Below are 16,621 nucleotides of genomic sequence, written 5' to 3' on the forward strand. Positions count from 1 at the left end.
ACAGCTCACTCCACATTCCTTTTTAACTTATTTTGTCAGCCAGTTATATTGTGCAAAATGCATATTTTGGAACCCATATAAAAACTCCCCTAAAGAACTCGAATCCCAAGAGCTTTTTTGGAAAGATTGCTGACGTACTACATGACCAGACACTCCATAATTTCTAATGCCAGAATTAGATTTCCTCGCGGAACCAAATTCGAAGGTTTTAGCAATTTGGGCACCATAAAGCTCCTTACGTGCTGGATTAGACCCTCCAACACCGTGAAGCAAAGGGTCACTATCGTAAGTGTGACCAGTAAACACACCAGCGCTATTAGGAAGTAAGGGGTGACGCGAAGTTGGTAAGTCTACATCTGCTCCCCCAGCCAAAACATAACCATTTAAAAAGTCATTTGCTTCCATCTGAGGGCCCGTAGCCAGAGACACGTCGAAAGAAACCGAGTTCTTGCGAACGAAATTCTCGAACCCGAAATCAGACGCTAGTGCCGTTCCGCCACTGCCATCAGGGTTAAACGAAATCGCAGCTGACCCACCGCCTCCTAAGCCACTTGAGTGGGTATAATAGCTCCCCCCTTCAAGCTCAACAGCCCCACCGTTTAGATAACCAAGCTCCTGATATATAGGTAGTACTGTTGCAGACAAACCAACTTCAACCAAGTTAATCGCAACTTTACCAACATCTGCTGCCATGCTACCAACCCCTTGCATTAATTCAAAAGTGAGATCGGTATAGTTATCATGTCTTCTATAAGCACTTGACATATCAACAGCCGTATTCCAAATCGAGACACTGCTATCTGCAACTGATTGACCTAAATCCCATAGGTCATCACCTAATCTTGACCAATTTGGGTTATCTTTCTTCCACTGTTGCATTTGCAAGACTTCTGACTCTCTCCACTTCAAGTAACCTTCCACATCAACTCCCGCCAGCAAATCAACACCGATTTGTTCGCGGTTTCTCACGCCTGATGCATACATGGCTTCACCACGTGCAACGCCCCGTGTAAACGCGGCATCTCCGCTGACTTGAATGCGCTCCATTTGTTGATTAAAGCGTGCGGTTAAGCTTGATGACTTTGCAGCATATTCAGCTTGCATCGCGTTGGAGCGTTCGGCCAATTCTAGGCTACTCGACTGCCACTTTGACATCTCTGTATCATAGCGACTGTTCAGATCAGCAAGCAGCTTATCGCTCACGTTTTGCGTTGCTGCATCTAAATCCGTTGCCATTTGCGTTTGGGCGTTTTCTAGCGTTTCATTCAGCTGTGCATCAAGTTGCGTATCGAGCTTCTTATTGACTTGCTGCGTCAGTTTAGTGGACATCGCATCTAGCTCAGCCTGTCTATCCTGATTAGCCTGTGCCGTTTTGCTCATAACCCCTTGCACTATCGAATTACCAATCGCATTGCCAAATGCATCAACCGCTACATTACCAAAGTTCCAACTTGCTTGATTGCCAAACAGTTTATCAGCACCGTAATTCACAGCGGCATTTACAATACCATTGATTGGGTTCAACGTGCCTTGTCCGATTTGCCCTGCGTTCGCGCCAAGACCGGATGTCACAGCCGATGCAGCCACATTACCCCATCTAAAGCTGGCCTGATTACCAACCAACTTATTCGCCGCTACCGAGCTAATTGAACTGGTCACGCCCATTACCGCACGCCCTTGCCAAGTCAGATCTTTGAGGCCTGTGATGCTATTCATCGACTTAGCACCTTGGTTAGCCCATTCAGCTCCCTGTAGGTAACTTCCCATACCCGCAGTAGCTCCGGCGGTAAGCCCCGATGCAAAGGCATTTTTCAATGAGAAGCTATCAATCGCTCCGATGGCCTTACCCACACCTTGTGAAATTACCGACCCCATAAAGCCACCAACTGCCGCTGCCGCGACACCAACCGCACCTAAGCTACCGCCCAGTGCAGCAGTACCAGCTGCCATAATACCCATCGACGAGGAAGCGGCTCCCATCGCAACAGCCGCTGCGCCCGCTGTGACAATCGTTGCAACCACCGCAACTGCAATCATTACGATTGATGCAAGCGCATTACATCCTGCTTGTGGTGGGGGCGGTACATACGGCATTGATGGGTCCGTATTACCGATAATTTCACCCAAGTTAATCGGCTTAAAGCTATCATGGCTGTTAAACTGGTTCGCTCGTGCTGGAATATCTAAGGTTACACCCTGTGTCAGATCAGAACCCGCGCCTAGACCATTCATATCAGCAATGATGTACCAAAGGTCTTCATTACCATAATAAAGCTTGGCAATGCCTTTGAGCGTATCGCCAGATTGCACCTGATGGCGCGCCATTACAGTTGAATCTTTACTGTCTGGTGCACTAAAGTGTTGTTCTTTGATCGAGTTGGTACCTGACTTATTGATCTCACCCAGATAATTGCCACTGCTGTACAGATAGTAACTACCAGTTTCACGGCCTAAATAGGTTGTATCTTCTTTAAAGCCTACATTTTTAGCCACAGTCGTTTGCCAGTCGATTACTTCACCCGTATATGGGTTGTAGTAAGTTCTTTGTGTATTGAGATCGCTGGCGGTCAGTAGCCGTGTTTGCTTACCGGTTACTTTGGAAATGATCTTACCTTGCGCGTCATAACGCATATAACGCGCGTTAACGTCTTTATCACCCTTGTAACGTGAGTCCGTAATATGCTCTTCAATACGCGTGCGATTTCCGTTTGCGTCATAATGAGAAAGCGTTTCTGCATCTTGCAGGTTTTGGCTTTCTTTATGTGACGTGTCGCCGCGACCTCTGGTTATTTTCTCAAGGTATGAATCTCTCGCTTCATATTCTTTTGAGAACCGATGAATCAGTTGCGATACCCCAGAAGGCAACCCTGTTTTTTGATAATAGGCATATGATTTCACCATGCCAGCACCGTCATACACATAATTTTGTGTAATCGACTGAACTTTTAAACTCGACTCTGTCCAAGGTTCAGATATGTAAATCTTGCCGGAGCCTACAGGCCCACTTTTTGGCACATACTTATCAAGGGCATTTTTTATATCCAGTGTTAAGGCCTTTTCTTGCACCCATGTTACTTCACCAGCTGCGTTGTAGCGTGTTTGCGTATGATGTTTAATAGCACCACCGTAATTTACCAGAACGTTATAACCGGGATCGCCTCCCATGCCGTCAACTTGCACATTAAGTGTGGCATTCGCGGAGAAGAATTCACGTTTATCGGTAACACGACCCATCGCGTCGTATTCAAACTTACTGCTGGCTCTCCAGTTTGAGTGGCTCGGTGTACTCGCCAATGTGGCACGGGCACCGTATAAGTCGATATCTCCTTTGTTTAAGAAACTATCAACAAATGCAACCTGACCCCAACTGTTGTATACAAACTGCTGCGCGTTTTTGTTGTTTGCTGAGATCAGTAACGTTTGCTGGCCCACATCGTTGTACGCGATGTATTGACCTTGTGTTCTCGTTGTAATCGTTCCGTTAACTAAATTACCGCCATCATGTACTACACGGTTGTTACCGTCGTACGTAAACCAATATTCCGTAACGCTGCCATTGGAGGTGCTGGTCGCACTGGTCGCACTGGTTGTGCTTGCAGTGCTCATCGTCGCAACCGTCGAAGATAACTCAATAGGGGCAGCTTCAGGCTCAACCGCTTTCAATTGCATAGGCGCTGCAGCCACTTTGATATCATCTTGTGCAACCGCCATAGAACGCATCGCTAAGCGCGGTTCTTGTACTAAGAATGGTTCTCGCTCTCGCGGGTCAAAGCCACCAGGCTCCACTTCCAAATTCAGCCTGGTAGACGCGGTTAATCCTTTCGGATCTCGTGCTGTAATGGTGATATTGAAAATACCCGGTCTAGTCACAGTACCATAAATTCTATTACCGCTAATCCTTACATCTGTTGGCAGCCCAGTCGCTGAATAAGTCAGTGTGTCTCCATCAGGGTCGGTAAATGCATTACTTGGAATGGTGTAGCTAAAGTATCTATCCTCAAATGTAAAATGGAACAGGTTTTTATTCGCCACCGGTGCACTGTTGCTAACCGTTGCACTTGTTACACTGATGTTCTTAGTTACCCAGCCGCTCCAAGCACCATCATTATCTTTAACACGAACTTTGACCCATTGACTGCCTATGGTATTGCCTTTGATCGTTACTTTGTTGCCACTGCCTGTCAGGGTCACTCCTGATGAGCGCTGCCATTCGTATTGAGCAATTGAGCCATCCGAATCGCTTGCCGATGCCGTGACCGTTATGCTGCTGCCTTGCTTAACACTGCTGGCCGCACTTAAGCTTACGGTTGGAGCTTTATTAGGCACGACATTATTGATAGTTAACGTGAACTCCCTGGAAGCTGCTAATTTGGTCGACTTTTGCTCTGTAGCAGTGACCACCACTTTGTAGGTGCCACTGGTCGAGTAGCTTGGTGTGCCACTGAGTACACCTGCAGAGCTAAAGCTTAAACCAGAAGGCGCAGCAACTGATTGATAAACCCAGCTGCCACCATTGGTGGTATCGCCGATTGAAGGCTCAACCGCCATGCGCAAGAACCGATCTCTTGGATCGATAGGATCTGGCTGGAATACTCGCTTTAAGTATCGCACGGTGTAGGTTAAGGCATCACCATCAGGGTCTTTAAAAGTACTTGCTACGTTGTAAGTAAATGCACTTCCTTCAGATACGGTTTTATTTGCGATACTGCCGCTTGGTGCACGGTTTGGTGTTTGCGTATCTTTTACCAGCACCGTGTACTTTCTTGTTCCATACGTAAAGGTACGTCTTAATTCTGGGTCAAATTCACTGACAGTCAACGTAAAGGTATAAGCACTGGAGCGCCCAGCACTTGCATCTGGCCTTAATATCAGATATTTCTTGTCACTAGATATTGTCGCCCATGAAGGTGCACCAGAAGACAGCTGCTTGGTGATCATCGTGCTCGTGCCACCAAACGAAGAAATATCTATTTGCTGGGTTTGACCTTCATTCAGCGTTATATAGTTAATATTGTTGACACTTAGCGTAAAACTGCCTTGAGCCTTAATACTACTATTGTTCTTATCTGTTGCTGTAACGGTAATACGATGAGTGCCCGCAGTGCCATCTTTAAGCGCCCCCGAGCTGCTAATAACACCCGTTGTCGCGTTGATTGACACACCACTAGGTAACCCAGTCGCGGAGTACACCAGTGTTCTGGTTGTGACATCGGTTTTAAAGTAACCAGCAACATTATATGAGAGACTTTGCCCTTCTTCCGCTTGTTTACTAGGAATGCTCGATACCGCAATAGGTGGCTTCACATTCTCTACTGTCAAGGTGATCTGTGCTGTTGCGCGATTTGGCGTAGCACGATTTGATTCAGTGGCAGTGACATTAATACGGTATGTGCCTGACGCTGAACTGCCAAAAGTCCCTTGTAAGTAACCGGCTCGGTTGAATGACACCCCTTCAGGTGGACTAACAACGACCCATTTACGTACTACGACAGGTTCCATTCTATCTTTTGAAACATCAACCAGTTTCTCTTGATAGAATGTCGCTGTGTAGCTAAGCGAATCATTATCAGGGTTAGTGAAGAATTGTTTTACATTACCGCTAGAGCTCGACAGTGACTGACCTTCTTTGTAATTCAAAGTACCATTTTTAGCGGTCAGTGGCTGGTTCACTACTTTGGTATCGGGCACGATGATATGATATTCGTAATCACCGAGTTTGAATTCCCTGCCCAATTCAGTTTCATAGATATATGTTGCGTATTTAACAACATACGGCGCCGTTCTGCCATCGGCCGCACTAGGTGTGATCACAAGCGTATTTGAATTATTAATTTGCGCGAAGCTTGGCCCACTGATCCTGCGAACTGTGACTCTTGTCCCTTGAGAATCACCTGAGGTCAGGTTAATCTCTTTTCTGGTTTCTTCGCCAACGGTCACCACCTGCGTACCTGAAACTCGTAAGGTAAAGCTTTGCTCACGGCTAATACTGCTATTGTTCTTGTCTGCAACCACCACTTTGATGGTGTAACTGTTTGCACTGGTATAACTTGGCGTGCCTGAGATTACTCCGGTAGATGTATTGTAACTGAGTCCTGAAGGCAAACCGGTTACGGTATACTTTAACAGTCTGGACGAAGAATCAGCGATAAAATAATTACCTAGGTTTATAGTAACCTGAACACCTTCTTTCACGTTGTGTGTCGAAATCGGTTTGACTTCAATAGGTGCCGCCACATTGGCGATATTGAGCTGAATTTCGCCGTTGAAAGTTCGTACTGGGGACTTACTCTTGTCGCTCGCCACAACATCAATTCGATATGTACCAGCAGCTTCGTAGCTCGGAGTACCGATTAATTTTCCGCTACTGCTAAATGACACACCATCAGGTTTGGTTATCGCAACCCATTTGTTCGCATCATTCGCATCCTGCTTATAAAACTTGGCACTATATTCAAGGTTTGGTAATTGCAACGCTTGAAAGAAGGTTGCTACGTCACCGGTTTTTTCGGTAAATGCGGTGTTCTCATTAATGCTCAACGCACCATAGAACTTGTACGACGGATCAACAGATAAGTCGCCCACAATGCCATTTTCAACTTTCATACTACGTCTGTTACCCACCGCATCATAGCGATAAGTAACACGAGATAGGATTTTTCCTTCCACCCATACAGGGTCGCCCGAGGTACGAGTATTATTGTACTCTTTGGTCTGGGTCAGCGTAATTCTGCCGTGACTATCGTATTGCGTCGTTGTTTCGTGACGGATCACTCGCTGCAAATCATCCCAAGACTGGCGAAGTTCTAACGTTTTTCTGCCGGCTTTATCATACTCAAAGTACATGTAGGCATCCGTTGCCTCATCGGTAATGCTCTTAACCCAACCATTCTCATAGTAGGTATACCTAATGTCCTGCCCATGGTCATTTTGCTTGCGAATAAGTCGACCGATATCAGTTTTGGTCGTTGCACTGCCAGTGTTGGTTAAGGTGTCAATACTATTGTTTTCGCCCCAGCCTTTACCATAGGTATAACTAAAGCCTTTGCCACCTAAGTCATTACCGGACTGTAAGTTGCCATATTCATCGTAGTAACGAGTATTTTTATGCTTATCCGGCGTTGTACTACTATGTAAGTTTGCATAGGTTTCATGACGCTGCGTGCCATCACTGTTGTATACGTATAATTTTTCACGTCCCATCTCATCGCGGGCGTATTTAACGTTACCGTATACATCAAACTTGTATGACTTGACCCCTCCGACCGCATCATGTTCATGAGTACGGTTTCCTAGCTCGTCATATTCATAAGAATTGTTGACGCGATATTGCCCAGCTTGATTATTAATCACCCCAAACTGGCCTGTTTCAACTACTCTATCTACCTTATCATAACTGGTTGTAGTGGTTCGGTTTTCAGCATCTGTTGTCAGTACTTTACGGCCAAAAATGTCATACTTATAGTGGGTTTGATTATTCTCACCATCCTGATGTAAAACCTGATTACCACGCTCATCAAACTTGAACGTTTGCTTGTGACCGTTACCATCTATTTTTTGTATTAAATGACCATGTTCATCATAGTGATAGATATTAATTGGTGTGGTACTGGTGGTTTGACCATTTTCTTCGGTCACGGCCACCAATGGCAAGATCTCTTTGGTTACCTGATTGGCATGATTGTACTGAGCCTGAGTGATAAAGCCTCTGGCGTCTTTAAGCTCAATAACATTGCCCCAACGGTCAAAATCTTGCTCAATTTGCGGCCTGTACGTCACGCCGTTTTGAGTAAATTTAGGTTGCTTGATGAGCGTCGCATTGCCCGAAGCATCGCGTGTTATGTCAGTTAGACCATTAAGCGCGTGAGTGGTACTTGTCATACGACCGGCGAGGTCGTAACCATAAGTTTTTAGTACACCATCGCCCTTAGTGGTTTTCCACAGCTGCCCTTGTTTGTTATAGACATAAACGCCATCGTCATCTTTTTTAACTTCACCAAAGGCGTTGTAGTGGGTTGACCAGGTATAACTCGACACATCTCCTGAACCACTGTTAATACCGACCGACTTTCTACTCATTTGGCCAGCTCTGTTGTACTGATACTTAGTGAATCGTACTTTTACATCATCCGCCCCACTGTGTGGCTCTCTCCACTGAGCAAAAGCAGTGGCGGTTGTTTGGCCATTTTTGCTACTGAATGAACGGGTTTGCACCTTGGCGCTATCCGACGATAAATAGTTTGCGCTCAACGTAATGGTTGCCGACGTATGGCCTCCTTCATCGTCATCAGGAGAAAAGTAGAAAATGCGCCCGCTTAACTGACCCGTGCTTGAATTGAAAGAAATACCATTAGGTAAGCCTCGTAACTCACCCGACGACCTAATGTATTTGCCCGTTGAGTCAAAATGATAGAGCCTGTAGGTAAATGAGTAAGATTCATTGTCGTGGTTCCACTCGTTGTAGCTTTGACGTGTTTCCTGCAACTGACCCAATGCATCATATTTATGTGTGGTTTTATTACCCAACGCATCATACTCTGCGATTAGTTGCCCGCGAGTATTATATTCATGACGAGTCAATTTGTCGTTTGGACTACTCGGCGGTACTGAAATATCAGAGGTAGTGGTGTTTAACGAGCCCCTGTTGGCATGTTCTACGCGCCTTACCAAGTTGCCAAACACATCGTAACCCATTGATGAAATGTGTCTACCCGAGCTCGTACTGAGAGCTCCTGACAAGTCTTTGCTTAGATCCAGCGTAGTGTATGATGAAGAAGCAGTTGCAGTGTGGCTTAAGCGACCAACAGCATCATACTCCCAGCCTTGTACTTGGGCATTTTGCGCAGGCAAATTACTTACATCACCCGAGTTAAGTGCACGCACGGAAGACTGCACTGTATTACCTAACTTATCATAAGCAAATGAGGTAATTTTGTGACTGCGAGTTTGCAGGTTTGTGCCTGAAGTAAATGCACTAACCCCCGCATTAGATTGTACCTGATGCACCACGCGACCCATCAGATCGTAGTGGTATTCTATGCTTCTATTTTGTCCATAGGTCGCATTACCATTAGTACCACTTGGGATCGTATGCTCATTCACACTGGCTGAGATTGCTACTGCGTATTCTGTTTGAGTACGCACCTGACCAAACGCATTATACGCCGTCGTCGTGAGGTATTTTCCAGGGTCAACAGAAGCAACTTGCTGCCCTAGCTCATTATAATAACTATAACTAACCAGTGCCTTATAACCCGCAGTACTGAAACTGCCCTCTAATAACTGCTCTTTTTTAACTTCCTGACCAAATGCATTATAAACAAAGCGAGTACTCTGGTTACCGACGTTTACCTGAACTTTTCGCCCCGCTGCATCATAAATGGTATCAATGCGGCGATCATTACTAGCGTACACATTCAGGTTAGGAACATTATTTGATTTTATGTTGCCATTACTATCAACCATATCCGATAGAACCAATGCACGGTTAGGGATCCATGTGGTTTCATCAGAATATTTAATTAATGATACTTCTTGACCCAACGCATTGTAACGTCTTTCAGTAATGTCGCCTTCACCACTAATTTCAAAACGAACATTGCCAACATTGTCATAAATCTTCAAGGTGGTAATGCCGCCTCGGGTCGAACTAACAGCTCTACCCAGCGCATCGTACTGCGTCCTCGCTTCGATAGCAGGTGCATTTTGGGCAGCATTTTGTTTCATTGAGATTTGGCGGCCAGCATTATCATAGCTAAAATGGGTAATTGCTTTTGGTATACTGCTTACCCAGCTACCGTTCTTTTGACCACCTTCAGTGATAGCACTAACATTACCTAATCCATCATAGCTAAACTGTTTGGTAACGCTAACACCTTGAATATCACTAAGGCTACCGCCAGACCAATTGTATACTGTCAGTTGTGGGCCACGCTCATAAGCCAAACGGCCAGCGTTATCATAATCATATCGCCAAGTCGCGCCGTTTTGATTGGTATAGCTGGCTTTTAACCCGTTGTCGTAATAACTATAAGATTCTGTTGTACCATCTGCATGACGTTGCCATGTTATGCGTCCCATCGCATCACGTTCGAAACTCGAAATTCGCGCACCGTTAATTAAATTGTCGCCAAAATGAGCATGCAGTTCGCTGTACTGCAACGAGCCTGCGTCGAGGCTAGCTTTGAGCTGCGCGGTGTCTTTGATGGATGCCCAATATTTGATAGTACTAATAATATCACTGACTTCGTTATAACGGTGTTCGGTAACATATCCCAGTGCATCGATACTAAACCTCAAGCGCCCAGCGTCATCGTAAAATAGGTTGCTGGTTCTGTCCTGGTTCGATTTGCTGATCTTAGCTATGGCAGTGCTTTCGTCTGTCACCTCTGTGTAATTAACCGTATTTACATAGGCAATGGTTTTGACCAATAAACCTGATGCGTCATAGATACTTTCTTTAACACTGGCACTGTTGCCCTCTATTAGCGTCAGTGAAAAACGCGCTTGACCGCTCGCGTTATAGATCGTTTTTACCTTACTATCAGCGACAGCGATGCCTGTTTTGGTAAGCTCTGACGCAGTTAAAACCCCAGTTTTCAATTTTTGTAACTGAGTTTGTGTCAACGCTGAAACGCGCTGCCCCCATTGAACAACTTCAGACACATTACCTTGGGTATTATAGTGCCATTGAGTCACGGCTCCTTCGGCGTCAATATGCAGTGATTTTCTGCCATTAGTATCATAAGCTGTGTGTGCTGTTGCATATTCGCCGCCGTAGGCAGTTATTTTACCGTTTATGACGCTTGTTTGATTAAGTAAAAAGTCCGCCAGTGAGCGCTCTTTACTCACTTCCTGATAAGCAATCAGAGTCAGCTCACTGAGCCCTTGTCCATTACTAATCAACTGGCCATTAGCGTTGTATGAATAGCGTTTAACGCTACCCGAGAGGTTAATTTTGTTGGTTACATTAGTACTGAAGGTTCTAATTTGGGCATCATCATCAACCTCAAACCCTGACGTAGACATGACCGATGGTGGGTTCGGGTCAATTGGACCGGTATCAATCGGAGGCAAACCATCAAAATTGGTTACCGCCGTCGCAGACGCCTTCGTACTTACAAACTCGTGGGTTACTTGATTTGCCTCGTTGTAAACATAGTAGGTGACTTTTTGATTCAGAATACCCGTTGAACTGTTAAGATCGTTATAAACCTGAGTACCAAGCGACTCAGCTTTAACAATTAAGTTATCATTGGCATCGTATTCAAAACGCGTAGTGCTATTGCCTATTTGTGTCGTACTTAAACGACCCAGTTCATCATAGACATAAGAGGTTGACACCGCTTTGCTGCCACTGCCTTTAGTAGCAACAAGCTGTTTACCAGACGCATCATACTGGTAAGAAGTTTGACTTTGTATGGTGCTTCCTTGACGCACCACGATGGATAATGCTCGACCCGCCCCATCAAGCTCAGTAGTCGTGGTATGTAAGGTGCCCGAGGCAATATTGCCTCCGCTTACAACCGTATTGATACGTTCTGTTTTGATAATTTGCCCGCCATGCTTTGCATAGGCAAACTCGGTACGCAGCGCTAAGCCATCAGGGTCAACAATTGTTGTTTCAACACGACCGACAGCATCATACAATGTTTCAACCTGTGTGCCACTTCCATCAACCGTATGAGTTAAGCGATTTTCACTGTCATAGTCATTCAAAGACTGTACCTGACCATTAAGCAACGTTTGCGTTAAATTACCGTTGTAGTCATAGTCATACTGGGATTCGCTCACTTTGACACCAGCGGCATCAAAATAAGCAACCGATGCTGTTTTTCCTAATGCATTCCGGGTAGTGACCACGAAACTATTATCTGGTTGAATGACTTTTACACTGCGTGTTTGTTCGTTGTATTCGTAGCGTGTAACCTGATCCAACGCATCGGTAACCGATAGAACACGACCAAGCATATCGTAACGTGTTTCAATCGTTCTTGCAGTGCCATCTACAGTCTGAGTCGTTGATACAATACGACCAATATTGTCTTGTGCTGTGTTCAGTTCATGCGTGGTCTGTTTGCTGTTGTTATTCGCATCTGTTGAGGTGATCACTCGGCCAAATGCATCATAACTGCTGCCAATAACCTGTGTTTCTGTACCCGCGGTACGCGTCGTTGTGAGTAATAGTCCACGGTTATCATAATCAAAACTGGTTTCAATGTTTGTCAGACCCGCAGCACCTTTTTGCTTATCTACAGCGCTTAGATGTGTTTTTTGTGACTCTTTAACAAGTTGTGTGAACGCATTATAAGCAAAGGTTTTTTCATAACCTTGTGCGTCTGTTTTACGGACCAGCATGCCACGTTGGTCAAACTTTAGTTGCTCAGTATATGCCCCCCCAGTTGCCAAAAATCCGCTCAAATAGCTATCGACACTTTGACCGCTAGGTACTTTGTTGCTGACCAAGCCACCAACCAAACCCGCTTGTTTGATTTGCGCTTCGCTCAAAGATTTGTGATGGCGAATAATATCCGTACGCTCATTAAAACCATTGTATTTAAACTCAGTAACCTGACCAACCGCGTCAATTTCAAACCTTGTGTTACCTTGAGCGTCATAATAGTAAAGTGTTTTTGCGCCTTCTTTGTCTATATACGACTGAATGTTACCCAGCACATCATACTGCGTATAATCACCTTTTGTGGCAAAGGCATCATCAAGCTCGCTCATTAAGCTAGCACCTGTGGCTAGACCTCGCTGCGCCAATTGTGCCGTATTAAGATCGGTTAACGATACGTTGCCGATTCGACCTGAGCCACGAACCAACATCGCGTTAATATTCTTAATATTGTTATCTGGTTCTACTGACTGTAAATCTGCCTGTAAATCGCGCGTTACCGAGTACCAATTACCATCGGTGGTGTTCACTGGTAATGGGATTTGTGCATATTGCCCGCCTAATGAAGCTCCATGAGTACCTGGGTTGTAGGTGATATAACGATGCCCTTTATCTGTGTCAACACTAATATATACCGTGAAGTTTTCTGAGTACTTCATATCCCAGCTAATGGTTTTCTCAAGCGCATCCCATGGTGTTTTTCCTGGATTTTGCAAACGATAGCCATTACTTTTTCCAGCACCTTGTAGCGCTAAAACTTCTGAGCCATACTGCTCGTCGTATACCGCCTTCATAGTTGCGCCTTCAGGCGTAGGGTCGTAAATATCCCAACGAGCTGTATCGACAGGGTGATTTAGGTTGTCACCTAACAGCTGATTGCCCTCCAACGACGAAGTTTTACGCCCTAGCAGATCGTATTGATAACGTGTACTGCTGACCTCATTAAGAGACTGAATTTTGAAGTTATCAACATATACTTCACTGCCATTTGCACCAGGGTTTGGATTGTTATAAAAACGCAAACGCGCAGAATTGCTCCAATCTTGTGTCGATACCTTTGCCGAAACTGCCTGCTCAGGCTCGCCTTTTGGATGTACGGTTAGCGTTGTAAACTCATCATTTGTAGTCCAATTAACAACATAGGTAGTACTGGCAGACAGCGACATCAACTTCTCTCGACCTCGCCCTTTACCATCTCTGACAACATCAGAATAAACCGCATTGCCATCAAAATAGACCGCATGGCGGTCCAGAGTCAGGTTTGACCAAGAACCAGAGTTGTCAATCCCACCATAAAAATACATGCCACTTAACGTGCTGCCTGTAGAGACCTCGATAGTGGTTGAGATATTATCTTTGAACTCAAATGTCTGTTTTGAAATAAGGCTCGGCCATTCACTTTTATCGCTCTTTAGTCGTTTAAAGCGTACTCGCTGATCGACCACTTCGATTGATGTTGATGAGCCATTTGAAATAGTAAACGCATCTGCGACATTATTGTTGAAATCATCGCTTCCATAAACCTGACTAGCATCTTTTGCTTCAGCTGAGTCGAACAACTGCCTTTGCACCAAGTTATTCATTTTGTCATAACTGTATTTGGTCAAAGACCCATCGCTGTGTGTTTGCGTCTCTACCTGACCTGCAGCAGTGTACGTCCAGTTTAACGTGGTCTTTTCACCCGTTGGTATTGATAACGGCGCGCCGATCACCGGGTTTGTGATTTGTTTGTGGTAACGGGTTTGCGCTATTTTTTGTCCATCAGCATTGTAGGCATACGTTGTCAGTGCACCGTCAGCAGAAATGCTGGCACTGACTCGACCTTGAGCATCATAAATAGTGTGGCTAATTCTGTCTTTATTTGACTCACTAATGTTACCGGGCACGCCCTTATTAAAGTAGCGACGTGTTGCAATTTCATTACCCGCTTTGTCGTAGTAGTAGCGAGTGACATAGCCTTCGGCATCGGTTTTATACTCTAGTTTACCAGCCTCGTTGTATGTGAATTGAACATTCGCCGACGCCGTAGCTGGGGTACGTTCTTCATTTAGACCTGACAAGCTAACCTGACCGACTTTGCCCGAACCACGGATCAGGAAGGCGTTAATATTAGTAATCGATACATTGGGTTCTACCGCCGCTAGATCAGCCTGAAGGTCTCTAGTGATGGTTTGCCAATTTCCTTCTTTCGTACCTTCAGGCAAATAATGCGTTGCATATTGACCATTCAAAACAGGCGCAGAGTTGCCCGCATAGTAGGTAATATAGCGATGACCTTTGGTGGTATTGACGCTAATGAACACAGTATATGACTCTGCGAGGTTCATATCCCACGAGATGATACGATTATCCGAATGCCAGTTTGTTGAGGTATTCTCTCTCAAACGATAGCCATTGGAAGTCCCGCTTCCTTTAAGCACCATCACTTCTTTGCCATACTCCGCATCAAAGGTGGGGGTCATGGTGGCACCTGCTGGGGTAGCGTCATACACTTGCCACTGCGCCACATTCACCGGACTATTATGGCTTTGATAGATAAGCTCACCCATCGGCTCAGTGTATTGCTTTTGCTCCGTTAGCTGGCCTTTATCGTTGTAGATAAACTCAGTCACATAGCCTTTGGCGTCGACTTCATATTGTTTACGGCCCCCTAAAGTGTAAAGGGTACGTGTGGTGCGGTTGTCTTCGTTATTGGCTTGGGTTTTTAGGTCATTATCTAGCTGTGCAAGGGTTTTGCTCAATGTGCCTGCGCGGCTTAACCAACCCGCGGTACTGACTTTTTGCGCATATTGGGTGGTTTGCGTGACGCGCCCTGCTCGGTCGTAGTAGTAACGGGTGACGGTGCCCGTGTTACTCACCGTGGCCGCCAGATTGCCCGACTTATCATATAAGCTGTAGCTTAATGAGTTTTGTGCATCTCTTTTGGCAACAGCACGACCATGTTCATCACGGTAAATACGCTCTATACCATACGCCTCACTGCCCAAAATGGTGCCTTTGGCATCTGAAACCAATGCGCCTGTTTTATCAAACACTTGGGTTTGCCATAAATTGTTAGCAAAGCGAGTTTTAATACGCTGATTGGCATCATCATAGGTGTACAGGGTTTGCGCTTGGTTAGCGTCGGTTTGACTCAGTACGCGCCCTAAGCCATCGTAGCTATAACGGGTGCTAAAGTCGCCCTCTGTGCCCTCAGTTAACACGCCACGTGGCGTGGTTTCTTGTAATAGTTTACCGTGAGCATCGTACACATAACGGGTGGTGCTACCATCCACCCCTTGGCCTTGACTGTTCACGCTGCTGTAACGGGTCACTGTGCTCAGCTGACCTCTAAAGTCATAGCCGTATTCGCTGAGCTGTTGGGCTGTTTTATCTTGGTTATTAATAAAGCTCTGTAACGCACTGAGGCTACGATTAGTGCTGGTGTAATTCGCTTTGGTGTAAGTGTGCTGGCTAACTCGTTGCCCTAAGCCGTTGTAACGATACTCCACCACGGAGTTGTCTGCCCCCAAGGTAAAGCGCAGGCGTTGGTTTGCATCATCATAAATATAGTAGCTGGTGTTATCACCGCGTGTTTCACTCAGTAGCTGATTATGGGTATTATACGTACGTGTGACCGTCACCCCATCCGCATCGCTTTGCGTTGTTAGGTTACCCGCGTTGTCATAGCCAAAGGTTTTGGCTTGGCCTAGGCCGTTACGAATTTCTGTTACTTGCCCTGCGCTGTTGTATTCATACTCTTCTCGCACATGTTGACCGTCCACCACGCGCTCAACCGCGGTGAGGCGTTTTGCGTTATCAAAGTAATAATCAACGTGTGATTGACCCAGTGTCACTCGGGTATGCGTAGCTGACACATAGCTGTAAGTGGTGGTATTACCCTCGCCATCTTGCAAGGTTTTAACGCGATAGTCGCCATTATGGGCTTCATAGCCAATGGTCAGTTTGGTGCCATCCGACTGACTGACCGACTGCACGCGATTGCTATCACCATGGTAGGTGTATTTGGTTTCGTACACTTTGCCATCGGCAATCGAGTTATCATCCGGTGTTAAATCAACTTTAACGGAATTTAGGCGCTTATTCGCATCATAACCATAGTACACACGAGTATGGGCGTTACTCGTGCCTGACTGGGTTTGAATGCTTTCTAATACGTTTTGGCTGTTGTATTTGAATAACGTGGTCTCAGTACCGCTGTCTGTTTTGGTACTGATTTGGCTAACA

General features: G+C 45.5%; 1 protein-coding gene. It reads right to left on the minus strand.

The window, feature by feature from the left end:
• Positions 1–27: 27 nt before the first annotated feature.
• Complete coding sequence (locus tag BIW53_RS19450; protein ID WP_217495724.1) at positions 28–16,500, minus strand: putative Ig domain-containing protein; 16,473 nt, start codon at positions 16,498–16,500, stop codon at positions 28–30.
• Positions 16,501–16,621 lie beyond the last annotated feature (121 nt).

This window comes from Pseudoalteromonas byunsanensis (assembly GCF_001854475.1).
Taxonomy (GTDB): Bacteria; Pseudomonadota; Gammaproteobacteria; order Enterobacterales; family Alteromonadaceae; genus Pseudoalteromonas; species Pseudoalteromonas byunsanensis.